The sequence below is a fragment of the Arthrobacter sp. FW306-1B-F12A genome (assembly GCF_058781865.1).
Map to the genome: position 1 here is coordinate 147,889 of NZ_JBYSXD010000005.1, position 24,295 is coordinate 172,183.

General features: G+C 63.3%; 20 protein-coding genes. 11 read left to right on the forward strand and 9 right to left on the reverse strand.

All coding sequences use genetic code 11. From position 1 onward, the window contains the following. Positions 1 to 14: 14 nt before the first annotated feature. Both AC3WJU_RS04655 and glyA read right to left on the reverse strand, forming a co-directional pair. Positions 15 to 1,235, reverse strand: coding sequence for a sarcosine oxidase subunit beta family protein (locus tag AC3WJU_RS04655; protein WP_078106196.1), 1,221 nt, complete (start codon positions 1,233 to 1,235; stop codon positions 15 to 17). Continuing rightward, positions 1,232 to 2,602: a serine hydroxymethyltransferase gene (gene glyA, locus AC3WJU_RS04660; protein ID WP_284989680.1), complete on the reverse strand. Its 1,371-nt coding sequence runs from the start codon at positions 2,600 to 2,602 to the stop codon at positions 1,232 to 1,234. The genes AC3WJU_RS04655 and glyA overlap by 4 nt, the downstream gene beginning before the upstream one ends. 153 nt (positions 2,603 to 2,755) lie before the next feature. On the opposite strand from glyA, the gene AC3WJU_RS04665 reads away from it, so the two are divergent. After that, positions 2,756 to 3,427 (forward strand): GntR family transcriptional regulator, encoded by a 672-nt coding sequence (locus AC3WJU_RS04665; RefSeq protein ID WP_059388144.1) that lies wholly within the window; start codon positions 2,756 to 2,758, stop codon positions 3,425 to 3,427. 375 nt (positions 3,428 to 3,802) lie between these two features. Here the strand turns inward: AC3WJU_RS04665 and AC3WJU_RS04670 are convergent, their stop codons facing one another. Together AC3WJU_RS04670 and AC3WJU_RS04675 are read right to left on the reverse strand one after the other, a co-directional pair. Next, entirely contained in the window at positions 3,803 to 4,084 is a 282-nt protein-coding gene (locus AC3WJU_RS04670) for a hypothetical protein (RefSeq protein WP_059388145.1), read from the reverse strand. Then, on the reverse strand, positions 4,069 to 4,920 hold the full coding sequence (locus AC3WJU_RS04675) for a hypothetical protein (protein ID WP_332601675.1): 852 nt from the start codon (positions 4,918 to 4,920) through the stop codon (positions 4,069 to 4,071). The genes AC3WJU_RS04670 and AC3WJU_RS04675 overlap by 16 nt, the downstream gene beginning before the upstream one ends. 254 nt (positions 4,921 to 5,174) lie before the next feature. On the opposite strand from AC3WJU_RS04675, the gene AC3WJU_RS04680 reads away from it, so the two are divergent. Then, positions 5,175 to 6,986, forward strand: a complete 1,812-nt coding sequence (locus AC3WJU_RS04680; RefSeq protein ID WP_492259263.1) for a hypothetical protein — start codon at positions 5,175 to 5,177, stop codon at positions 6,984 to 6,986. A gap of 47 nt (positions 6,987 to 7,033) precedes the next feature. After that, positions 7,034 to 7,573 (forward strand): hypothetical protein, encoded by a 540-nt coding sequence (locus AC3WJU_RS04685; RefSeq protein WP_307052812.1) that lies wholly within the window; start codon positions 7,034 to 7,036, stop codon positions 7,571 to 7,573. A 207-nt stretch (positions 7,574 to 7,780) separates the two neighbouring features. On the opposite strand, the gene AC3WJU_RS04690 is transcribed toward AC3WJU_RS04685, so the two are convergent. Next, complete coding sequence (locus tag AC3WJU_RS04690) at positions 7,781 to 8,518, reverse strand: VOC family protein (RefSeq protein ID WP_441433346.1); 738 nt, start codon at positions 8,516 to 8,518, stop codon at positions 7,781 to 7,783. A gap of 105 nt (positions 8,519 to 8,623) precedes the next feature. Between AC3WJU_RS04690 and AC3WJU_RS04695 the strand changes: the two genes are divergently transcribed. Beyond that, complete coding sequence (locus AC3WJU_RS04695) at positions 8,624 to 9,448, forward strand: IclR family transcriptional regulator (RefSeq protein ID WP_492259264.1); 825 nt, start codon at positions 8,624 to 8,626, stop codon at positions 9,446 to 9,448. On the opposite strand, the gene AC3WJU_RS04700 is transcribed toward AC3WJU_RS04695, so the two are convergent. The 4 genes from AC3WJU_RS04700 to AC3WJU_RS04715 all read right to left on the reverse strand — a co-directional run bounded on the left by AC3WJU_RS04700 (position 9,445) and on the right by AC3WJU_RS04715 (position 13,610). Next, entirely contained in the window at positions 9,445 to 10,086 is a 642-nt protein-coding gene (locus AC3WJU_RS04700; protein WP_492259265.1) for an MBL fold metallo-hydrolase, read from the reverse strand. The genes AC3WJU_RS04695 and AC3WJU_RS04700 overlap by 4 nt on opposite strands. Continuing rightward, positions 10,083 to 11,171, reverse strand: a complete 1,089-nt coding sequence (locus tag AC3WJU_RS04705) for an S-(hydroxymethyl)mycothiol dehydrogenase (protein ID WP_492259266.1) — start codon at positions 11,169 to 11,171, stop codon at positions 10,083 to 10,085. The genes AC3WJU_RS04700 and AC3WJU_RS04705 overlap by 4 nt, the downstream gene beginning before the upstream one ends. 61 nt (positions 11,172 to 11,232) lie before the next feature. Further along, entirely contained in the window at positions 11,233 to 12,369 is a 1,137-nt protein-coding gene (locus AC3WJU_RS04710; RefSeq protein WP_284989676.1) for an aromatic ring-hydroxylating oxygenase subunit alpha, read from the reverse strand. A 44-nt stretch (positions 12,370 to 12,413) separates the two neighbouring features. Next, a complete protein-coding gene (locus tag AC3WJU_RS04715; protein WP_306962128.1) occupies positions 12,414 to 13,610 on the reverse strand; it encodes an NAD(P)/FAD-dependent oxidoreductase in 1,197 nt (398 codons plus the stop codon). Positions 13,611 to 13,842: 232 nt separating this feature from the next. Between AC3WJU_RS04715 and AC3WJU_RS04720 the strand changes: the two genes are divergently transcribed. From AC3WJU_RS04720 to AC3WJU_RS04750, 7 genes are read left to right on the forward strand one after another with little or no spacing between them, the layout of a single operon-like run. After that, positions 13,843 to 14,193: a bifunctional 3-phenylpropionate/cinnamic acid dioxygenase ferredoxin subunit gene (locus tag AC3WJU_RS04720; RefSeq protein ID WP_306962126.1), complete on the forward strand. Its 351-nt coding sequence runs from the start codon at positions 13,843 to 13,845 to the stop codon at positions 14,191 to 14,193. A gap of 50 nt (positions 14,194 to 14,243) precedes the next feature. Then, positions 14,244 to 16,751 carry a GcvT family protein gene (locus AC3WJU_RS04725; protein ID WP_492259267.1) on the forward strand — a complete coding sequence of 836 codons (2,508 nt, stop codon included), beginning with the start codon at positions 14,244 to 14,246 and terminating at the stop codon, positions 16,749 to 16,751. Between the two features lie 56 nt (positions 16,752 to 16,807). After that, complete coding sequence (betA, locus tag AC3WJU_RS04730; protein ID WP_084784710.1) at positions 16,808 to 18,556, forward strand: choline dehydrogenase; 1,749 nt, start codon at positions 16,808 to 16,810, stop codon at positions 18,554 to 18,556. After that, positions 18,553 to 20,073, forward strand: coding sequence for an aldehyde dehydrogenase family protein (locus tag AC3WJU_RS04735; RefSeq protein ID WP_492259268.1), 1,521 nt, complete (start codon positions 18,553 to 18,555; stop codon positions 20,071 to 20,073). Before betA ends, AC3WJU_RS04735 begins: the two co-directional genes overlap by 4 nt. Beyond that, positions 20,070 to 21,104 carry a quaternary amine ABC transporter ATP-binding protein gene (locus tag AC3WJU_RS04740; RefSeq protein ID WP_059388152.1) on the forward strand — a complete coding sequence of 345 codons (1,035 nt, stop codon included), beginning with the start codon at positions 20,070 to 20,072 and terminating at the stop codon, positions 21,102 to 21,104. Before AC3WJU_RS04735 ends, AC3WJU_RS04740 begins: the two co-directional genes overlap by 4 nt. Further along, positions 21,104 to 23,137, forward strand: a complete 2,034-nt coding sequence (locus AC3WJU_RS04745) for an ABC transporter permease (RefSeq protein WP_306962117.1) — start codon at positions 21,104 to 21,106, stop codon at positions 23,135 to 23,137. The genes AC3WJU_RS04740 and AC3WJU_RS04745 overlap by 1 nt, the downstream gene beginning before the upstream one ends. Positions 23,138 to 23,175: 38 nt before the next feature. Further along, positions 23,176 to 24,150, forward strand: a complete 975-nt coding sequence (locus AC3WJU_RS04750; RefSeq protein WP_492259269.1) for an ABC transporter substrate-binding protein — start codon at positions 23,176 to 23,178, stop codon at positions 24,148 to 24,150. The last annotated feature ends 145 nt before the right edge of the window (positions 24,151 to 24,295 follow it).

The window sequence follows — 24,295 nt, forward strand, 5'->3', positions numbered from 1 at the left end:
CTAAAAGGCTGCGGCTAGTGGGCGACGGCGGCGGCGCCGTGTTCGTCGATCAGGGCACCGGTCTCGAAGCGTTCCAGTGAAAAGGGCTTGTTGAGCTCGTGCGGCGTTCCCGTGGCGATGGTGTGGGCGAAGGTCAGGCCCGCAGCGGGCGTGCCCTTGAAGCCGCCCGTTCCCCATCCACAGTTGACGAACATGTTCTCAACCGGCGAGAGTCCGACGATCGGCGAGGCATCCATGGTGGTGTCCACAATTCCGCCCCAAGTCCGGAGCACATGGGCCCGGGCGAAGATCGGGAACAGTTCGACGGCGGCAGCCATCTGGTGCTCGATCACGTGGAAGGACCCGCGCTGGCCATAGCCGTTGTAAGAGTCGACGCCGGCGCCCATGACCAACTCGCCCTTGTGCGCCTGGGAAACATAGACATGCACGTGGTTGGACATGACCACCGTGGGGTGGACCGGCTCATGCAGCTCCGATACCAGCGCCTGGAGGGGGTGGGACTGGATCGGGAGGCGGAAGCCGGCCATTTCGGCGAGAACCGAGCTGTGGCCGGCGGCCGCGAGGCCAACCTTTTCGGTGTGGATGGTTCCCTGGTTGGTCTTGACGCCCACCACGCGGTTGCCGTCCTTCAGGAAGCCCGTTACTTCGCAGTTCTGGATGATATCCACGCCGAGCTCGTCGCACTTGCGGGCGAAAGCCCAGGCGACGTGGTCGTGCTTCGCGATGCCAGCCCGGGGCTGGTAAGTAGCGCCCATCACCGGGTAGCGGATGTTGTCGCTGATGTTCAGGATGGGGCAGAGTTCCTTGACCTGCTGCGGGTCCAGCCATTCGGCGTCGACCCCGTTGAGCTTGTTCGCGCCGACGCGGCGGACGCTTTCGCGGACGTCGCCGAGGGTGTGGGCGAGGTTCATGACGCCGCGCTGGCTGAAGAGGAAATCGTATTCGAGTTCCTCGGGCAGGATCTCCCAGAGCTTAAGGGCGTGCTCGTAGATGGCGGCGCTCTCGTCCCACAGGTAGTTGGAACGGATGATGGTGGTGTTGCGCGCCATGTTGCCGCCGGCCAGCCAGCCCTTTTCCAGGACGGCGATGTTGGTCATGCCGTGGTTCTTGGCCAGGAAGTACGCGGTGGCCAAGCCGTGGCCGCCACCACCCACGATCACGGCATCGTAGGAAGCCTTGGGCTCCGGGTTACGCCACAGGAAATCCGGGTGTTCGGGGAGTTGGTCTGCGCTCACTGGGCTGCTCCAATCATTTCTGCCTCAAGTTCGGTGGAAGCGGCGTCGTTGCCGCTGCCAGCCTGGGAAAGGTGCGGGTAAAGCGGGAATTGCTCGGCGAGCGCGGTAACCCTCCCCCGGAGTTCGACGGCGGCCTCGTCTCCCAAGGTGCCGCTGCTGTTTGTGCCAGTGCTGGCGGAGGCGATCAACGCCGTCGCGATGATGTCCGCGACCTCCGCGAATTCCTTGGCACCGAAGCCGCGTGCGGCGAGCGCCGGGGTGCCGATGCGGAGTCCGGAGGAAACCATCGGCGGCCGGGGGTCGAAAGGGACGGCGTTGCGGTTCACGGTGATGCCGATGCGGTGCAAGGTGTCCTCGGCCTGCTGGCCGTCCAGTTCCGAGTGGCGCAGGTCAACGAGGACCAAGTGGACGTCGGTGCCTCCGTTGACCACCGAGATCCCTGCTGCGGCCACGTCGTCCTTCAGGAGTCGTTCGGCCAGGAGCTTGGCGCCTTCCAGCACCCGTGCTTGGCGTTCCTGGAATTCAGGCTCAGCCGCCATCTTGAACGCCACGGCCTTGGCCGCGATCACATGCTCCAGCGGGCCGCCTTGCTGGCCGGGGAAAACCGCGCTGTTGATCTTGCGTGCGTATTGTTCCTTCGACAGGATGACTCCGCCGCGCGGGCCGCCGAGTGTCTTGTGGGTTGTGGTGGTCACGACGTCGGCATACGGCACCGGGTTGGGGTGCAGTCCCGCTGCGACGAGGCCGGCGAAGTGGGCCATGTCCACCATGAGGTAGGCGCCCACGAGGTCGGCGATGCGGCGGAATTCTGCGAAATCCAAGTGGCGCGAGTAGGCGGACCAACCGGCAACGATCAGCTTCGGGCGGTGTTCCAGGGCGAGGGCTTCCACTTCCGCCATATCCACCCGGAGGTCGGATTCGCTGACGTGGTACGGGATGACGTTGTACAGCTTGCCGGAGAAGTTGATGCGCATGCCGTGGGTCAGGTGGCCACCGTGCGCCAGGTCGAGGCCCATGATGGTGTCCCCCGGTTCAAGGAGCGCGAACATGGCTGCGGCGTTGGCCTGGGCGCCGGAGTGCGGCTGGACATTTGCGGCTTCGGCGCCGAAGAGGGCCTTGACGCGATCGATGGCCAGCTGCTCGATGACGTCCACATGCTCGCAGCCGCCGTAGTAGCGCTTGCCGGGGTAGCCTTCCGCGTACTTGTTGGTCAGGACCGAGCCCTGTGCCTGCATGACGGCTGCAGGAGCGAAGTTTTCGGAGGCGATCATTTCCAGCGTGGACTGCTGGCGAATGAGTTCCTGGGCGATCGCCTGCTCAACCTCCGGGTCCGCCTGGGCGAGTGGGCGGATCAGCGGTTCAACCATCGTGGTCTCCTTTTGAGATACTTATATTTACTGACTAATCAGCAACTGATATATTAGAACTGTTGCCATAGTATGTTGAAGATCACACAGCCGTCAACAGTCCGGCGGCAACTGAACCGCCAGACTTGGAATTGTGGCAAACGGGAGAGGCACATGAGCACTGCACTGGAAGCACCGGACACAGGCACGCAGGGAACGTCCTTGGCGGAAAACGCCTACCTGCTCCTGCGCGACCGGCTCATCATGCTGGACATCAAACCCGGAGACCCCATCAACGACGGGCAGGTCGCCGCGGAGCTCGGCATCGGACGGACACCCGTGCGCGAGGCCATCAAGCGACTGGAAAGCGACCACCTTGTAGTCTCATATCCCCGCCGCGGAACCTTCGCCACCGGCGTCGACATCACCCAACTCGCGGACGTCTCCGAAATCCGCGAGCTGCTTGAGCCCTTGGCGTCACGGCGGGCTGCCCGCATGGCCAGCCCGAAGCTGAGGGAAGAACTGCGCGAGGTCGCCGCAGCCATCAGCGGCCTGGAGGCACACGACGCCGGCCAGCAGGACCTCATGCGCTACGACATCCAGGTGCACCGGCTCATCTACAGGGCCGCGGCCAATCCGCACCTCGAGGACGTGCTGATCCGCTACGACAACCTGGCAACCCGCATCTGGTGCCACATGCTGGACAAGATGCCTTCAGTGACGAGCCACGTCGCAGAGCACGCAGAACTGCTCAGTGCGATCGCCGACGGCGACGAGGACCGGGCGGCAGCGCTCGCCCTGCACCACGTGGCGAGTTTCGAAGAGTCGATCCGCAAGGTCCTCTAGGTCCAGCACCTACGCTGGCGCCTAGCCGTTTCTCTTCCAGTGCTTCGGCCACTTCACGTTAAACAGCAGCAGCCCCAGCAAGAGCGCATCAACCGTCATTACTCCCGCCATGAAGTAAGCCCAACCGATGATCATGGCTCGATCACCACCAGTCGGCCGCCCGAGGTGCGGGGTTGCATCAGAACACTCATACCAATCTCCTGACCCGGATCCCCCAGTCAATCGATAGTCCACCAAGTGTGGCACGACGGCGCCCAAGAAGGAACGGCTTTGGCGATCGACGGCGGGCCGCACTAAAGGAATTGACAACGACGGCGACGTGTCCTTTTCGGGGCGTGTCGCCGTCGTGCGCGCCTGAGCATTGAACAGCGGGAGCTACACTTTCGAGACCTCGCCGCTGTGGGGGCCAATGGTTCCCGTCTGCAGGCTCAGGAGCGTCAAGAGGATGACCATTCCGAGCAGCACAACGGCCGTGGCCAAGGTGAGGGTGCGGTTCCGACTCGGGGCTTCTCTGGCTGCAAGAAAGAGGGCAGATCCTGACAGGACAGCAGAGATAGCTGTGAATGGATAGAGCGGCAAAATCAACAAGATGGCCGCTCCCAGCAGGAAAAATCTGGAGAGCGCAACGCCTGAGCGCTTCCTTACCAAGGGCTGCATGATTGGTCATCTCCTTTTTGACCATTGCCGTGACCTATGATCCGCACGCAGGGGCGAGGCGACGACACGTCCCAACCCCCGACACCGAGTTTGAATTCGCGCTGTCCGACAATTTTAGCCGAGCCGCCCGAGATGATTGCGTGCCTGGAGACCTGGCCATTGTCGCGCCACCCGATTGCAAACGTCTCACCCCACGTGCCGTTGAACCATGATTGTGTTGCTGACGAACCGTTGCCACACCATCCGCCACTAACGGTCAGCTTGTAAAGCCACCCTCCAAAGGCATTCGTGCCTATCACCCAGGATGAAGTGTTCCAGCATCCGGAAGCCAGAGTGCCGAACTGAGCCGGCGTTATTCCCTTCAATGTGGATTTCTTGGCCAGACTATCTGCCGGCGCGTAGCTTTTCGGCGAACTGATGACATTCGCGACCGCGCTATAGGCCTCAAACAAACCAAGCTCTTCCGAGCCGAGCGATTTGGCCGCAAGCTCGGGATTGTCGGACTCAAAGACCTTGCGCGCTACGGCCTCAGCCTTCGCAGCTTCCTTGGGTGCGTTTTCCACTCTCGCCGGAGCGCCTCCCGCGTTGGCATCGACGTCAGCTATGGCGGGTGTCGCTGTTGAAGCGGCTAGGAGCGCAGCCATGGCCAGACAGGCCAGGATCCTTTTGATAATCATTTGGTCCCCAATCGTGAAACTGTCATGGGCGTGGTCGACGACCCGCCTCACGAAGGCCTCATCGATGTTCCTTTTCGGTAATCGAAAGAACAGATACACCGAGTTCTTTAAGGCGCGACGGGGGCCTTCATCGCAAACGCTAACAAGGGAAAACTGCACTGAGTGGTCTTCCGAATCAAAATGAGTGGCGAATCGCCCATATTTGAGTGGTAGCGAGGGGAAGCACGTTAGAACGTTCGTAGCCGCCGTGCTTCGACGATACGACCACCATCCTTGGGAACTGGTTCTGTCAGAGCTTCATCGCGTTACCGGAACTTCACGGAGCAGCACTGCAGACGATGCAGCGGTTGGGCCAAACGCTCGGCGGGGGCCTCTTCCGGGGTGCCGGTTGGGCAGCCGCCGATCTGAGCAAGGTGGATCCTGACGCCGGGCGGAGATGGAAAGCATTCCTCGCGACCTCAATTCACGGTCACTCTGCGCCGGTTGCCACCGAGACATTTTTGTCGTATCAGCCGAACAGCCGCCCTGAAGACCCTACGGTGCTCAGGGCGGCTCTCAGGCCTTACCTCGTGCTCAAGCGACGATGGTCCCTTGATGGCTCCGAGGATCTGACAACTCTCCCCGACGCCGAAGTGCATTGGAACACCAAGGAGCGCAGTCTCACCAAGCACGTCTTGAAGGTCATCGAGGCGACCGTACCCGGCGACTTGATGCTGGGAGCGGTACTCGAAGACTCACTGAGCGCCGCTTACGACCTTCTCGACGCTTATCACGGCCTACGCTCGTGGGATCCGCTCAACTTTCGTCGCTCGGCAATCGAACCGCACGGGCAGGATCGGTTTCGCCATCCCGTGGACGCAGTCATCGATGGGCTGCGAGCGTACGGCGAGAAAGCCCTGCTCGCACGGCCGGACCTGTTCGAACGGTGGTGGTCGATCGGTCGAGACCTCTTCCGACGTCTCGCGCTACATTTGGTCGCACTTGACGCCTCGCGGTCGTACGACGAGAAGATCTCGTGGCTGCTAGAACGATCTGCTCTCTACGAAACTACTCTCAAACACGAGACTTATCGCATCCTCAAAGTGTCGGCGGAAAAAGCATCGAAAGAAGCACGAGATCACCTCCTTTCGGCCGCACAAGCCGGGCCTAGCCTTCCCAAAGACGTCACGGAAGACATCCTCGACCGTGAACAGCACACCAAATACGCAACCTACAACTTGCTTGTATGGCTGACCCAAGTTGCGCCCGGATGGGCTGAGGCCGGCACAGCCCTTGCAGAGGCACAGGACGCAAACCATGTTTTCGCCCCGCGGGAGAATCCCGACTTCGACAAGTGGATGACGACCGGCACCTGGGGCGGAAAACTGCCGATGGAACTGGATGACTTTATCGGGTCCCTTGAAAAGGATCCCGCTGGTACCGTCGATGACCTCCTAGCCGGGGACTACTCGGAACGGAGCTTGAACGAACCAGAGTGGCGCGACGCTCTTTCTCTCGTGAGCCAAGTGGCTGAGTCCCGCCCCGACCTCGGCGAACAACTTTGGGCCCTCGTCGATGATCGGCCAGACCGCGGTTCTCAGGCCGACGACCTTCGCCGAGCTATTGTCGATGGTTGGGCGGAATCGGCTCTGGGTGCGATTGCCAACACCGTCGTCGCACGAGTTACAACACAAGTCGCAAGTTTAGAATCCGCTCGCTCAGTCGGCCGATTCCTGCTGGAGCAGGTTCGAAAGCAGATCGAGAGTGACGAGACACCGGCTCTCGCGGCGATGCGCCGCATCGCCCTCGACCTTTGGAGGAAGCATGGCCACTCGTTCACGCATTCCGAGGCAGCGGACCCGAACTCGATGGCACCGCTTACCTCAATTCTTGGCCAGGAGACCTCGCCCAGTACTGGATGGCTGAGGTTGATCGACGATGGCGGAAACATCGTGATGACTGGTTGGGCCTCAGCGATGACGAGCACGAGGCTCTTACGCAGCTTCTCTGCGGGCCGGCGCACGCGTTCGATGCCACAGGACCCGCTCTGGCGAGCCACTTGTTCTTCTTATTCGCTGCCGACCCGGCCATCGCGACAGAGCACCTGCTCCCGTTATTCCGTGCTGACGCGACCGCGCCGTTGTTTTGGCCTCCCTACCTTCGCCACCCTCGCTACAACGACAAGCTGCTCGCCGCTGGTTTCCTGGACAGTATCATCGCAGAGTGGGCGCGGCTCGACTCGCTAAGGGTCAACGAGCTCCAGAATCAATTCTTCGGCCTGGTCATCTCGATCGTGTCCTTCGCTGGTATCGCCCCGGAGTCGCGCCAAACCCTGCTCGATCAGAGCGTTCTTGCCGCCGACGGAGCGCACGAAGCGGAGTTTGCTCAGGCGGTGGTGTATTTCCTTCGTGCAGACGGGGTCGACGGTGCTGAAGTGTGGAAGCGATGGCTTCGCGCCCACCTGACATCTCGACTGAACGGCGTGCCGAGAAGGCTGAACGTCGAAGAACTATCCTGCTGGGCTGACACCGTCTCTTACCTCGGCGATGGCATTCCCGAGGCGACCGAGATGCTCCGCAACCGCAGCATCGGTCTCGGCGATCGGTTCATCCGTCCGGACTTCCCGGAAGGAGCGCTCACCCTTTACGGCCCGGTTCTGGCATCGCACTTCGCGGAACGCATTCGCAACTCGTCACCCGGCGACTATTTCACCGTCCACCAAGTGAACGAGCTGATCGATGCGATGCGAAATACCCTCGGCGACGCAGGGGTACAACCGTTAGTGCACGCGGTGACGACGAGAGGATTCATTGGCGGCAGCACCGACCAGTGACGCTCGTGAGGGGCGCTTCCTCATCATCGTTGTCGAGCTCGGCCGGACGCATGGCTGCGGCTCGATACCGATCTCGCCGACGCGCAACGGGCGAAGCCGATGTGAGTGATCGCGGAGGCGAGCGTCCACAAGTCAGCGGCCATGAGGAGCACTGGAAGACCCCTGCATACTCTGCACTGGACGCGCCTTGGAAGCCGAAGCGCTGCGTCAGCCGGGGCTGAGAACGCAGAACTCGTTGCCCTCCGTGTCGGCGAGGCACACCCATGGCACGTCGCCCTGGCCGACGTCGGCGTCCGTGGCGCCCAGGTCCCGCAACCGGGCCACCTCCGCCGCTTGATCATCTCCGGGGTACGGCCTCAGGTCGAGATGGACCCGGCCGCGCGCGGCATTCGCGGCGGGAGTCCGGACGAATTCCAAATACGGCCCAACGCCCTTGGCCGAACGCAGCCTCGCAAAATCATCAGTCTCCTCGTGCACAGTCCAGTCCATCGCCCCGCTCCAGAACCGCACCATGGCCCGCGGATCCGCACAATTGACCACCACCGCGGCGATCGGCCCGGTGTCCTGGTAGATCGGCCGAGGCTCCAACACGCAGAACACGTTGCCCTCCGGATCGGCCAGGACCGTCCACGGCACATCGCCCTGGCCGATATCGGCAGGCGTCGCGCCGAGCTTCACCAGGCGCGCCACAAGCTCCGCTTGATGGGCCTCAGAGGCGGTGGCGAGGTCGAGGTGGGCGCGATACCTCACCGTTTCGGGGTCAGGCACAGTGACGACATCGACGCAGACGGCGGCGGGGTCCGGCCCGGTGAAGCCCGCGGGTTCAACATTGCTCACACCGGGGCCTTCGCTGGAAATATCCCAACCAAGCGCCTCCGCCCAAAACCGGCCCAGAGCCGAGTCGTCCCGGGCCTTGAAATTCACTTGAACAAGTCGCAGTGCCATACCGCCCGATCCTATAACCAGGCAATACCCGGCTGAGCGGCAACATCCCAGGACACGCTGACCGGAGAGGCCGCGCATTTGACCGTGTTTGAGACGATGAACCACATGGACGCTGATGCTAGCCCTGCCAACGACCCCGATTCCGATCCGGCCGGCGCACACCACGCGGGTGTGCAGTCCGTTGACCGGGCCATCACCGTGCTCGAAATCATCGCCCGCAACGGCGATGCCGGCGTGAGTGAGATCGCTGAGGAAATGGGCGTCCACAAGTCAACGGCATCGCGACTGCTGAGCGCCCTGGACGCCCGTGGCATGGTTCAGCAGAACCACGAGCGCGGAAAATACCAACTCGGATTCAACATCCTGCGCCTGGCCAGCGCCATTCCGGCCCGCCTCAGCTTGGTAAAGGAAGCCCGGGAAGATCTCGAAGCCCTTGCGGAGAAGTTCGCCGAGACCGCCAACCTGGCCGTGCTTCGGTCAAATTTCGCGGTCAACGTGGACCAGGCCATTGGCCCCAACACGCTTGGCACGCAGGACTGGATCGGCGGGCTCACCCCGCTCCACGCCACGTCCAGCGGGAAGGTCATGCTTGCAGCGCTGCCGCCTGGGACGCGTGACCGCGTTCTCAGGGAATCCGGCCAGGCACGATACACTCCGCAGACCATCACCGACCGCGACGAGCTGGAGCGGCAAATGCCGGTCATTGCGGAGGCCGGGTACGCCGCCACGTATGAAGAACTCGAGCGCGGACTCAACGCCGTCGCCGTTCCGATCCGCAACCACAGCGGCACGGTGATCGGAGCCATCAGCCTTTCCGGGCCGGCCTTCCGTTTCGAGCCGGAAAAAATACCCGGCCTGCTCGATGCGCTCAAGCAAGCCGGGTATTCAATCAGCGTCAAGATGGGTTACACAGCAGCCGGCGGCGCCTAAGCGCCGTCGGCCTGGCGATCCAGCGCTGCCTGGGCGAGGTTTTCCGCCTCGGCTTTGATAGTGGTGTTGTCGCCGTGACCGGTCCGGACCACGGTTTCCGGCGGAAGCGTCAGGAGGCGTTCCCGGATCGAGGCCAGGATGGTCGGGTGGTCGCTGTGCGACCTTCCGGTTGCTCCCGGGCCGCCGTTGAAGAGGGTGTCGCCGGTGAACACCGTGCCTTCGCTTTCGAGGTAGAAGCACGTGGAACCCGGTGAGTGGCCGGGGGTGTGGATGGCTTGCAGTGCCGTGCCCGCCACTTCGAAGACGTCGCCGTCCGTGATGTAACGGTCCGGGCCGGCGTCCGGGTACACCTGCTCCCACAGGACCATGTCTGCCGAGTGAAGGTGGATCGGCGCGTTCACTGCCTTCGCGACGTCGAGCGCTGCTCCGATGTGGTCATTGTGCGCGTGGGTGAGCAGGATGGCGCGCACCTTCCGGCCACGGACCTGGCCGATGATTGCCTCCGCGTCGTGCGGCGAATCGATGATCACGCATTCGTCGTCGTTGCCGACGATCCAGACATTGTTGTCCACGTCCCACGTGCCGCCGTCGAGCGAAAACGTGCCCGAGGTGACGAGGTTTTCGATGCTGACGCTCATCCGATTTCCACCACCGAACGGAGCACTTTGCCCTCGTGCATCTTGGCGAACGCCTCTTCCACCTGGTCGATGGTGATCCGTTCGGACACGAACGCGTCCAGGTCCAGGTTGCCTTGCTTGTAGTGCGCCACGAGCATCGGGAAGTCCCGGGAAGGCAGGCAGTCCCCGTACCAGGAGGACTTCAGCGAACCGCCGCGGCCGAAGACATCCAGCAACGGCAGGTCGAGCAACATGCCCGGCGTCGGGACGCCCACCAGCACTACGCGGCCGGCGAGGTCGCGCGCGTAGAAGGCCTGCTTGTAGGTCTCCGGGCGCCCGACGGCGTCAATCACCACATCGGCGCCGTTGCCGCCGGTCAGGGCCCGGATGGCCTCGACGGGGTCCTCTTGGCTGGAGTTGACACCGTGTGTGGCTCCGAGGGACATGGCCATCCCGATTTTGTTGGCGTCGATGTCCACGGCGATGATCGTCGTGGCGCCGGCGAGCTTTGCCCCGGCAATAGCGGCGATGCCGACGCCGCCGCAACCGATCACGGCCACGGACTCGCCCCGCTTGACCTCACCGGTGTTGATGGCGGCACCGATGCCTGCCATCACACCGCAGCCGAGCAGCCCGACGGCGGCGGGATCGACGTCGTCGTCCACTTTGGTGCACTGCCCGGCGGCCACGAGGGTCTTCTCCGCGAAGGCGCCGATCCCCAGTGCCGGGGTCAGTTCCGTGCCGTCCTCCAGGGTCATCTTCTGGGTGGCATTGTGCGTGTTGAAGCAGTACTGCGGCTGGCCCTTGGCGCACGCACGGCAGTGGCCGCACACGGCGCGCCAGTTCAGGATGACCCTGTCCCCCGGCGCCACATCGGTGACGTCCGGGCCAACGGCGCTGACCACGCCGGTGGCTTCGTGGCCGAGCAGGATGGGGAAATCATCGGTGATGCCGCCCTCCTTGTAGTGCAGGTCGGTGTGGCAGACACCGCAGGTGAGGATGTCCACGAGCGCCTCCCCCGGACCAGGGTCCGGCACCAGGATGGTCTCCAGCGTGACCGGGGCGTTCTTTTCCTTGGCGATGACGGCTTTTACTTTATGAACCATTGGCTTGCGTTCCTTTTCCTAGGTTCCGGGTTACTCGTTACGACGACAGACATTCCTCAGGCTAGCTGTCGGCGGGGACGTCGGCGATCTTGCTCGTGACCCAGCTGTGGAACGCCTCAATGTGGTGCTCGCTCGGTACCAGGACGCCGCCCTTGGCGTAGATCTTGGAGCCCATGGCCGGCTGGCAGCGTTCGCAGGCGTCGAAGTCCTGCTCGTTGACCCGGTGGAAGAGCTCCACCGAAGCGCTCACATCCTTGCCGGATTCCACCACGCTGGGCAGGTACAGCCAGTCGCATTCGACGATCGTGTGGTCGGCAGCCAGCGGGAACATGCGGTGGATGATGACGTGGTCCGGAACAAGGTTGACGAAGACATTCGGCTTGATGGTCACTGCGTAGTACCGGCGGTCATGGTCGTCGCCGACTCCGGGAATCCGATCCAGGCCTTCGGAACCATCAATCGTGAAGCCCTTGATGTCGTCACCGAACTCGGCGCCGTGGCCCACAAAATACTGCGCCGCAAGGCCGTCGGCGAACTCGGGCAGGACTTCGGTGAGTTCGGGGTGGATCGTGGCGCAGTGGTAGCACTCCATGAAGTTTTCGATGATGAGCTTCCAGTTGGCCTTCACGTCGTACTTGATGCGCCGGCCAAGGCTCAGGTTCGCGATGTCATAGTCGTCGACAGCCCTCAGATCCCCGAGGCGCTCCTCGATCGCGCCCATGACGTCTTCCTCGAACGACGGTGGCTCATCCGCGAGGCTGACCCAGACGTAGCCCATGTATTCCCGGACGTGGACCTTGACCAGCCCGTATTCGTTTCGATCGATATCCGGCATCTTGGTGAGGTTCGGGGCCGCGATGAGCTTTCCCTCAAGATCGTAGGTCCAGGCGTGGTACGGGCACTGGAACGAGCGGTTGGCCTCGCCGGACTCCTCCATGCACAGTTTCACGCCACGGTGCCGGCAGATGTTGTAGAACGCGCGGATCTCGCCCTTGCGGGTGCGGTTGATGAGTACGCTCTCACGGCCGATCTGCACGGTTTTGAACGAGCCGGCCTTTTCCAGGTCCGCGGTCCGCACAGCGCAGAACCACATTTGTTCGAAGATGTGTTCCTGCTCGGCACGGAAGATGTCTTCACTGACATAAGTGTGGCCGGGGAGAGTGGGGATCAGGCTGGGGGAAACAACTTCAGTGGTCATGCTGACTCCTATTCAGTGATGAACGTGGTTTGCGCTCGAGAGGACTAAGGGGTTGCGAGGACGGGCGGGGCATTGCGGGCGTTGAGTTGCCGGCGCCAACGGGTGAACAGTCGCGGCTGGTTCACACCTAGTACGCCCACTGGTTCCTCGCCCCGGTAATACACGGCCAGGAAGCTGTGGTTCTCGAGCTGCCCTGCCTCAATTTCGACGCGCTCCGCGTCCCGCGCATGGCCGGCGAACTGGAGCGTTACTCCGTACTGGTCCGACCAGAAGTACGGCAGGTTGAGCGGTTGGGGTGCTGCTGAGTGATCCAAGAGCCCTGTCACGGCAAGGGCGGCACGTTCCTGGGCGCCGCTCCAATGCTCCACGCGATGGTGCTGCCCGCTGCGTTCGTCGTACCAGGCCGCGCAGTCTCCCACGGCGACCACGCCGGGGACGTTTGTCCGTCCCATCGAATCGCACGTGACGCCGTCGTCGATCGCCAGCCCCGAACCGGCCAGCCACCCGACGTTGGGGACCGCACCGATTCCGAGAAGTACGACGTCGGCAGAACGGTACTGTCCATCGCTGAGCCGGACGCCGGTCACATTTCCTTCGTAGCTGTAATACGAGTCGATTCCCGTGTCACAAATCAGTTCCACTCCATTGATCCCATGGAGCGTGGCCATGACGCCAGCCATCTCCGGACCGATCGGAGCGCTTAGCGGGATCGGGCTCTTGCAGATAATGGTCACGTCCATTCCCAGGCCCTTGGCCGTTGACGCCACTTCCGCGCCGATGAAGCCTGCGCCAACCACCAACAGGCGGCCGCCCGGAACGAGTTCCGGAGCCAGGTCCTGCGCATCCTCGAGAGTCCGCAGAGTAAAAACGTTGGACAGGCCCGCAAGTTCGGGCAGGGTGCGGGCCGAAGCTCCGGTGGCGATCACGACGCCGTCAGCCACCACCGTGCGTCCGTTGCCTAGGGTGATGGTCCTGCTGGCCGCGTCAAAGCTCTTCGCAGGCGAGCCCAACAGCCATTCAGCCTGCAGGGGATCCGCCATTCCCCCCTCTTCCGCTTCCAACATCAAGTGCTTGATGCCGATCTTTCCTGCCAGGAACTCCTTGGACAGGGGCGGACGGTCATAGGGCCGCTGCTGCTCATCTCCAATGATGATCAGCCGGCCACAAAAACCCTGCGCGCGGGCAGCGCGGGCGGCGGAAAGTCCAGCCAATGATGCGCCCACGATGGCCAATGTCTCCATGGCTTCCTCCTCGTTGAGCCGTTCGAAATTTTATTGCGCATTACGCAACGAACTTCGTTATGCGAAACAGTGTGACGGCCTTCACATCGCCTGTCAAGCAATCTGCGCAGTAATTTCCACCTCTTGACAAGCCCCTGTGAGGTCCATCACTCTGTTGCGTATTGTGATCTTCGTTGATCATGAGACAACCGCCCCCAGGTTTTCGACCAATCCGGTGAAAGAGGTTCGTGAGATGCACAGTGCTTGTCCGCTTAGCTCGTTGGCTCCGGGGGACGCGATTCGACTCGAGACGTCTCCGCCGATTGCCGTATTCCACACCGAAGACGGCGAACTCTTTGCCCTCGACGACACCTGCACGCACCAAGACGCCTCACTCGCCGACGGCTGGGTGGAGGACTGCTGGGTGGAGTGCCCCCTCCATGCTTCAAAGTTCAATCTCCGCACGGGAGCCGCCGATGCGCCTCCCGCCAAACTGCCCGTCAGGGTCCACGAAGTCCTGGTAGTGGACGGCCAGATCATGGTCAAGGAATCCGAGGACGAGCCCAACCTGCCGCCCGGGTTGACCGTCGACGGCCACGTCTAGCTTCCGGCGAGCCCCAAACTTCGATACGACTTACCTCAGGAGCAACACGCATGTCCACATCACCCCGCGTCGTCATTATCGGAGCCGGCATCGTCGGCGCCAATCTTGCGGATGAGCTGTCCACCCGCGGCTGGACCAATATCACCGTGGTCGAGCAGGGCCCGTTGACGTTGGCGGGTGGCTCAACCTCGCACGCCCCCGGCCTCGTGTTCCAGACCAACGCCTCCAAGGCCATGACCGAATTCGCGTCCTACACCGTGGACAAGCTACTCTCCCTCAGCGATTCCGGCGTCTCCTGCTTCAATCAGGTGGGCGGCCTCGAGGTGGCCACCACGCCAGGGCGCCTGGAGGACCTCAAGCGCAAGCTGGGCTACGCGGCGTCGTGGGGTGTGGAAGGTCGGCTCATCGATCCGGACGAGTGCGCCAAGCACTACCCGCTGCTCAACCAGGAGAAAGTACTCGGCGGACTCTACGTCCCCTCCGACGGCCTGGCCTCCGCGGCCCGCGCCGTCGGCCTGCTCATCGCCAAGGCGAGCGCCGCAGGCGTCACGTTCCGCGGTTCCACTCCCGTCACCGGCATTGAACAGACAGGCGGCAAAGTCACGGGAGTCGAAACGCCCGACGGTGTGATCCCTGCGGACATCGTAGTTTCCTGCGCCGGGTTCTGGGGACCCAAGATCGGCGCCATGGTGGGCATGTCCGTGCCACTCCTCCCGCTGGCCCACCAATACGTCAAGACCACCTCCGTACCGGAGCTCGTGGGCCGGAACGATGCCTCGCGGCTGCTTGATCCCGCCAACGGCGCGTGGATGCCCATCCTTCGCCACCAGGACAAAGACCTCTATTACCGCGAGCACGGGGACCGGATGGGCATTGGCTCCTACGCCCACAAGCCCATGCCCGTGGACCTCCGGGAGCTCCCCGAGGTTGCTGCGGCGGACATGTCCGAGCACCGCATGCCGTCCCGCCTGGCGTTCACCGAAGAGGACTTCCTGCCGAGTTGGGAGGACTCCAAGGAACTCCTTCCGGCACTTGCCGGCGCGGGGATTGCGGATGGCTTCAACGGCATCTTCTCCTTCACCCCCGACGGCGGTCCCTTGGTGGGCGAGTCCAAAGAGGTTGAGGGGTTCTTCGTTGCCGAGGCCGTGTGGGTGACGCACTCCGCCGGCGTGGCCAGGGCAGTGGCCGAGCTCTTGATCGAGGGCCAATCCCGGATTCCGCTCCACGAATGCGAAGTCTCCCGCTTCGAAGAGATCCAGACCGCGGAGAGCTACGTCAGCGAAACCTCCCAGCAGAACTTCGTAGAGATCTACGATGTCCTGCACCCGCTGCAGCCACGCGTCTCGCCCCGCGAACTGCGCGTGAGCCCATTCAATGCCCGGCAGAAGGAGCTCGGGGCGTTCTTCCTCGAAGCCCAGGGTTGGGAGCGCCCGCACTGGTTCGAGGCAAACCGCGGCTTGCTGGAGATCCTCCCGGAAGAATGGCGCGCACCTGAACGCGAACCGTGGGCCGCCATGTTCCATTCCCCCATTTCCGCTGCCGAAGCGTGGAAGACGCGCACCGCCGTCGCGCTCTACGATATGACGCCTCTCAAGCGGCTGGAGGTTTCCGGCCCTGGCGCCGAAGCCCTCTTGCAGCGCCTCAGCGCCGGGAAAGTCGACAAGAAGCCGGGTGCGGTGACGTACTGCCTGCTCCTCAACGGCGACGGCGGCATCCGCAGCGACATCACGGTGGCCCGCCTCGACGAAACCACGTTCCAGGTAGGCGCGAACGGCAACATCGACTTCGCCTACCTCACCACCGAAGCCCGCAAACAGACCGCTGGGGACGTCACCCAGTGGGTCCAGGTCAGGGACATCACGGGTTCCACGTGCTGCGTGGGGCTTTGGGGGCCGCTCGCCCGCGAGGTCATGGCCAAGGTGAGCGACGACGATTTCAGCAACGACGGATTGAAGTACTTCCGCACCAAGAAAGTCCGGATCGGCGGGATCCCTGTCACCGCGATGCGGCTGTCCTACGTCGGCGAGTTGGGCTGGGAGCTGTACACGACGGCGGAAAACGGCCAAAAGCTCTGGGACCTTTTGTTCGAGGCCGGCCAGGAGCAGGGCATCATCGCGGCCGGCCGCGGCGCGTTCAACAGCCTCCGCCTCGAGAAGGGCTACCGGCTGTGGGGCACCGACATGACCCCCGAGCATGAGCCCTTCCAAGCGGGCCTTGGCTTCTCCGTCGGCAAGGACAAGGAAGGATACATCGGTGCCGAGGCCCTCAAAGCCCGCCGCGAACTGCCCATCAACCGCCGCTTGCGTTGCCTGACGGTCGACGACGGCACGTCCGTTGTGTTGGGCAAGGAACCTGTCTATTTCAAGGGAGAGCCCGCCGGCTACGTCACAAGCGCCGCCTACGGCTACACCGTCCGGAAGCCCATCGCCTACGCTTGGCTGCCCGCCGAAGCGGGCGAGGGTGACACCGTCGAGATCGAATACTTCGGGAAGCGGATCCCGGCCACCATCTCTGCCGATCCCCTCGTGGATCCAACCATGGAAAAGCTACGGGGCTGACGCCCCTCCTGGCTACTCGACACAGCAATGGGGATCACTTCAAAGGAGTTCAACTAATGGCCAACGAAAAGTTTGACTACGTCATTGTGGGTGGGGGCAGCGCCGGATCGGTGCTGGCGGACAGGCTCAGCGCAGACCGCACCAAGACCGTCCTGGTCCTGGAGGCCGGCCGCAGCGACTACCCCTGGGACCTGTTCATCCAGATGCCCGCGGCGCTCACCTTCCCCAGCGGGAACAGGTTCTATGACTGGCGCTACCAATCCGACCCTGAGCCGCACATGCACGGACGCCGGATCGCCCACACCCGCGGCAAGGTCCTGGGCGGCTCCAGTTCCATCAACGGGATGATCTTCCAGCGCGGCAACCCCTTGGACTACGAACGCTGGGGAGCCGACGCCGGGATGGAGACCTGGGACTTCGCTCACTGCCTCCCCTACTTCAACCGCATGGAGACCGCGCTGGCCGCGGAACCCGACGATGAACTGCGCGGACACGACGGACCGCTGGTCCTTGAACGCGGTCCGGCGCGCAATCCCCTCTTCCAAGCCTTCTTCCGCGCGGCCCAACAAGCCGGATTCGCACGGACCAACGATGTCAACGGGTACCGGCAGGAGGGCTTCGGTCCCTTCGACCGCAATGTGCACAAGGGCCAGCGGCTCTCCGCCTCCAGGGCTTACTTGCGGCCGCACCTCAACCGGCCCAACCTCACGGTCAGGACCCGGGCCCTCGTCTCGAAAATCAACTTCGACGGCATTGGAACGTCCGATGTCAGGGCCACGGGCGTGAGCTATCGACGCAACGGCAAGCAGCACAGCGTGGATGCCCAGGAAGTAGTCCTGTGCGGAGGGGCCATCAACACCCCGCAGCTCCTGCAGTTGTCCGGCGTCGGGGACTCCACGCACCTCACGTCCCTCGGCATCAAACCCGTAGTTGACCTGCCCGGCGTCGGCGAAAACCTGCAGGACCACCTGGAGGTCTACATCCAGCACGCCTGCACCCAGCCGGTGTCCATGCAACCCAGCCTGAGCCTGTGGCGCTACCCGTGGATCGGCCTGCAGTGGCTGTTCGGGCGCAAGGGACCTGCTGCCACCAACCACTTCGAGGGCGGCGGCTTTGTGCGCTCCAACGAGGACGTGGCCTACCCCAACCTCATGTTCCACTTCCTGCCGGTGGCCGTCCGCTACGACGGCCAGAAGGCCGATGCCAAGCATGGCTACCAAGTGCACATCGGGCCCATGTACTCCGATGCGCGCGGCAGCCTGAAGATCACCTCCACGGACCCCACCGTCCACCCGTCCATGAAATTCAACTACCTTTCCACGGAGCAGGACCGGCGCGAGTGGGTCGAAGCCATCCGGATTTCCCGGCAGATCCTCGAGCAGTCGGCCATGGCGCCTTTCGATGGCGGGGAGCTCTCCCCCGGTCCAACCGTCCAGACGGACGAGGAAATCCTCGACTGGGTAGCCCGCGACGCAGAAACCGCGCTGCACCCGTCCTGCACGGCCAAGATGGGCCCGGCCACCGATCCGATGTCCGTGGTGGACCCGCTCAGCATGAGGGTGCACGGCACCTCGGGCCTGCGGGTGGCTGACGCTTCGGCAATGCCCTACGTGACCAACGGCAACATCTACGCGCCGGTCATGATGCTGGCCGAGAAAGCCGCTGACCTGATCCAGGGCCGCGAACCCCTTGCTCCGATCGCCGCCGAGTTCTACCGGCACGGCAGCAGCCCGGTTCCGGACAGCCTGGAAGGCCTGGACAGCCGGCCCCAGGTCACTCCCGCGAGGAACCAAGGAGCGGCATGAACAGCCCACAATTTTCCCAGACCCACACGGTGCGCGGCAGCTACGTTGACGGCGGCTGGCGGCAGTCCGCCGGAGGAATCCGCAGCATCAACTGCCCGGCGGACGGAACGCACGTTGCCGACGTCGCAGAGTGCACCTCGGCCGACGCCGAGGCAGCGGTGGCGAGTGCCCGGAAGGCGTTCGACGACGGCGGCTGGCCGGGCACACCGGAACTGGAACGCGGCGCGATCCTGCTCCGCGTGGCCGGGCTGCTCCAGCGGGACAAAGCCGGCTACGCCGCGTCCGAAGCCCTCGACACCGGCAAGCGACTGGTCGAAGCCGAATACGACATCGACGACGTCATCGCCTGCTTCCGCTACTACGGCAGCGTCGCAGGCACGGACGCAGGCCGCGTGATCGATACCGGCCGGCCCGGCGCCATCAGCCGGGTCGTCCATGCACCCGTGGGCGTCTGCGGCCTCATCACGCCGTGGAACTATCCGCTTCTGCAGGCTTCGTGGAAGGTTGCGCCGGCACTGCTCGCCGGGAACACCTTTGTCCTCAAGCCGAGCGAACTGACGCCTTCGACGTCGATCCTGCTCATGGACACGCTGCGCGAAGCCGGCGTGCCCGACGGCGTCGCGAACCTCGTGACGGGAACGGGACCGGAAGTGGGGGCTGTGCTCAGTTCGGATCCGCGGGTCGATCTGGTCTCCTTCACGGGCGGACTGGAGACCGGCAAGCGGATCATGGTGGCCGCGGCGGAGACGGTCAAGCGCGTGGCCCTCGAACTCGGCGGCAAGAACCCGAATGTGGTCTTTGCCGACGCTGACCGTGAGGCCGCCATCGACAACGCCCTGACGGCTGTTTTCCTGAACTCCGGCCAAGTTTGCTCGGCCGGGGCGCGGCTCATTGTCGAAGAGTCCATTCACGAAGAGTTCGTGGCCGAGGTGGTTCGCCGTGCACGCCAGATCCGGCTGGGCGGCCCCTTCGACCAGGAGGCCCAGACCGGCCCGCTGATCTCCACGGCCCACCGGGACAAGGTCCACGCCTACGTGCAGGCCGGGGTTGCGGAGGGCGCCCGGTTGCTGTGCGGAGGCTTCATTCCGGACACCCCGGAACTGGGGCGTGGCAGTTTCTACCCGCCCACCGTATTGGACGGGTGCAAGACCTCGATGCGCGTGGTCCAGGAGGAATCCTTTGGCCCCGTCATGACGGTGGAAACATTCACCACCGAGGAAGAGGCCGTCCGGCTGGCCAACGATACCGTCTACGGACTGGCCGGCGCCGTGTGGACGGCAGACGCCTCGAAGGCCCAGCGGGTATCCGAAGCGCTGCGCCACGGGACGGTCTGGATCAACGACTACCACCCATACGTTCCGCAAGCCGAATGGGGCGGCTTCGGACAATCAGGCAACGGCCGCGAATTGGGGCTCGCGGGCTTGGCCGAATACCGAGAAACAAAGCACATCTGGCAAAACATCAGCCCCGGGCCCAGCCATTGGTTCGAGCCGTCACAGGCAGGAGTACAGCAATGAGCAGTCCTGACATATCAGTGCGCAACCTCTGGAAGGTCTTCGGACCCGGAGGTGAAAAGATCCCCAAGAATCCCGAGCTGTCGAGCTTGAGCTCCGGCGAATTGCTTGAACGCACTGGCTGCAATGCTGCCGTGCGGGACATGAACTTCGACGTCGCCAAGGGCGAGGTGTTCGTCGTCATGGGCCTCTCCGGATCAGGAAAATCCACCCTGATCCGATGCCTCACCCGGCTGATCGAACCGACGTCGGGAAGCGTCCTGGTGGACGGAAAAGACGTGTTGGATGCGGGAACCACCGAACTTCGGGAACTGCGCCGGAGGAAGATGTCCATGGTCTTCCAGCACTTCGGCCTCCTACCGCACCGCACCGTGCTGGACAACGTGTCCTACGGCTTGCAGATCCGCGGGGCGTCGAAAAACGAGCGTTACGCCAAATCCCGCGAAATCATCGAACTGGTAGGCCTCAAGGGTTACGAGCAGCATTTCCCCGATCAGCTTTCCGGCGGAATGCAGCAGCGTGTTGGGCTTGGCCGCGCCTTGGCGGGCGATCCGGACACCATCCTCTTCGACGAGCCGTTCTCGGCCCTGGATCCCCTCATCCGGCGCGATATGCAGGCCGAAGTCATCCGGCTGCACAAAGAGATGGGCAAGACGATGGTGTTCGTTACCCACGACCTATCCGAAGCGCTCAAACTCGGGGACCGCATCCTGATCATGCGGAACGGCGAGACTGTCCAGTGCGGCACCGGCGATGATCTTGTCGGATCGCCAGCGGACAAGTACATTGCCGACTTCGTCTCGGAAGTACCCCGCGCGGATGTCCTGACGCTCAAATGGATCACCGATCCGGTAGCTTTGGGCACTCCCGGGGATGCTCCCGTCCTGAGCGCAGGCACCATCATCCGCGACGCCATCCCCACGGTCATGAACTCGACGTGTCCCGTGCTCGTGGAAGAGTCCGGCAAAATCACGGGCCAGATCGACCGCGACAGCATCTTGTCGGTCATCCGCAGCACGGAAGTTGCGGCGTGATGTCCACTCTAGTTCGCGATCGCGCCCCGGTTCAGGCCAGCGCCAACACCCTCCGCCCGCCGCGCAAGCGGCTGAGTCGCCGAGTTTTGCTCCTGGGTGCCGCCGGAGTCCTCTGGCTCCTCGGTTTCTTGTTCCTGCACGGCACATCGACCCTCACGCTGCCGGCGTCGGAATTGACTGACCTGCACCGTTCGCTCAACCAATTCAATGCCTGGGTCGCATCGAACCGGGCGGACAATCCGGTTTTCCAGTACGTCTTCACTCCCTTCCGTTCCGCCGTCGATTCAGTCGCAAATCTGTTCACCAGCACTTTTGCCGCCAGCTCCACCGGGCTGCGCCTACCGGAAATCGGCTGGCTGGGAACTGTCGGCCTGCTCAGCTGGATCGCCTTTGCGGTCGGCAATGCCCGGGTGGGATTGCTGACGGCGGCCGCATTCACGTTCTTCGGGCTCCAGGGCCTGTTTACGGAAGCGGCTTACACCTTCGCCCTCGTCCTCACAGCCGTGCTGTTCAGCCTGCTGATCGGCATCCCGCTCGGAGTCTTGGCCGGGATCTCGGGCCGGGTTTCCCAAGTGATCACTCCGGTCCTCGACTTCATGCAAATCCTCCCCACGTTCGTCTATCTGGCTCCTTTGGCCCTCATCTTCCTGATCGGCCCTGCCTCCGCCGTCATCGCCACGGTGATCTACGCGGTGCCTCCTCTCATCCGACTGACGGCACACGGAATCCGGAACATCCCGGAGAACACCAGGGAAGCCTCCGATTCCTTGGGCACCACAGGGTTGCAGCGGCTTCTCACCCTGCAGCTCCCCCTGGCACGGCGCACCATCGTGATGGGGATCAACCAAAGCACCATGGCTGCTTTGTCCATGGTCACCATCGCGGCGCTGATCGCGGCGCCGGGCCTGGGACAAGTGGTTGTGCGTGCCTTGCAATCGCTCGACGTCGGGACAGCTGTCAACGCAGGTCTGTCGATCGTCCTCCTGGCCATTGTGCTGGACCGGGTCACCACGGCCGCCAGCCGCCGGGCCGAACCCGGAGCAGCCCGCAAGCGCCGGATATCGCGGAAAAGCAGGTACATCCTGCTCGCTGCCAGCCTCGCCGTTGTCCTTGCCATGGTCCAGCTTTCCCGGACCATGCTCTGGGCAGCAGCCTTTCCGAAGAACCTCAACTTTGGCCCGGACATCGTCAGCGGAGTCAGCGCTGCCAGCGCATGGCTGCAGACAAATCTTTCCCTGTTTACGGTGTCGTTCCGCGAGGCCCTGACCAACGGAATCCTTAACCCGTTCCAATCCCTTCTGACCGAGACCCCCTTCTACCTCCTCGTCGCGGTTGTCCTTGTAGCGGCTTACGCACTTGGCGGTTGGAAACTGGCACTGGTCACCGCCTCATGCCTGGCTGCGATCATTTACCTGGGCCTGTGGAGCGATGCCATGGTCACCTTGGCCAGCACCCTTGTTGCCACGGCCGTCGTCATGGTGCTGGGCATCATCTTCGGTGTGGCGATGGGCAGGTCCAACAAGGTGGACCAGATCATGCGGCCCATGCTGGATGCGGGCCAGACCATGCCTGCCTTTGTCTACTTGGTTCCATTCCTAGGCCTCTTCGGCGCAACGAGATTCACGGCCATCGTCGCTGGAATTATCTACGCAGCGCCTGTGGCCATCAAGATCACGGCCGACGGCATCGCGGCGATCTCCCCGACCGTCATGGAGGCTGCAGTATCCAGCGGGTCAACCCCGTGGCAGGTCATCACCAAGGTCCAGCTCCCCATGGCCAGGAAATCCCTGGCCCTCGCCGCAAACCAAGGCTTGATCTACGTCTTGGCCATGGTAGTCGTCGGAGCCCTGGTCGGTGCAGGCGGCCTGGGATACGACGTCGTCGCCGGCTTTGTCCAGAGCTCGCTGTTCGGCAAGGGCCTCGCCGCCGGCCTGGCCATCGTCTTCCTCGGCATCCTGCTGGACCGCATCACCCAGGCTGCGGCAGCCGACCCGGTCCGCAAAATCCGCTCAGCAAAATCGAGCGCGCACTAGTCCTCCCCGTTCACCGCCCCAACAAGGAGACCCCAACCATGAGTAGAACCAGACAGCTTTTGAAACGAACACTTCCCGTACTGGCCGGAACCGTTACCGCAGCCCTCTTGCTAGCTGGCTGCGGAGGCGCTTCCGTGAACCAAGCGGCAGCCGCAGGCTCCTCGGAAACGCCCTGCGGAACCGTCAATGTCGCCCTCAACGCGTGGGTCGGTTACACGGCAAATGCGGCCGTCTACAGCTACGTAGCCCAAAACAAGCTCGGTTGCACAGTAGTCCAGAAGGACCTGTCGGAGCAGATCTCCTGGCAGGGCTTTGGTTCCGGTGAAGTCGATGTCATCCTCGAGAACTGGGGTCACGCCGACCTCACGAAGCAGTACATCACGGACCAAAAAGTGGCTGTGGACGCCGGCCCGACGGGCAACGAAGGGCACATCGGCTGGTACGTACCACCATGGATGGTCCAGAAGTACCCGGACATCCTGGACAGCAAGAACCTCAACAAGTACGCCTCACTCTTTGCCAGCTCCGAATCAGGCGGCAAAGGCCAGGTCCTGGACGGCGACCCCGCCTTCGTGACCAACGACGAAGCCCTGGTCAAGAACCTTGGCCTCGACTACAAAGTGGTCTTCTCGGGCTCGGAAGCAGCTCTCATCCAGTCGTTCCGTACGGCCGAAAAGAACAAGACACCGCTGCTTGGCTACTTCTACGAACCGCAATGGTTCCTCTCCGAGGTCCCCCTCAAGAAGGTCAGCCTGCCCGCCTACACCCCGGGCTGCGATGCCGATGCCGAGAAGGTGGCCTGTGACTACCCCGACTACAAACTGAACAAAGTGATGGCCAAGAAGTTTGCGGACAGCGGTTCTCCCGCGGCGAAACTGCTCAAGGCCTTCTCGTGGACCAACGCCGACCAGGACTCGGTCGCAACGGACATCCAGGGCGGCATGAAGCCGGACGCCGCCGCCAAGAAATGGGTGGATGCCCACCCCGATGTGGTGGCTGCCTGGCTCAAATAGCCCCTGACGCTTGCTTTGAAGCTCCCCGGATCCTGCGATCCGGGGAGCTTCTTTTTTGCCTTTCCGCTGGCGGCTTCATCCCGGTCGCGTCATTCCATGCAACCACGTTGCAGTGGTTGCGCCATCTACCCCACCTAGCTCCCAC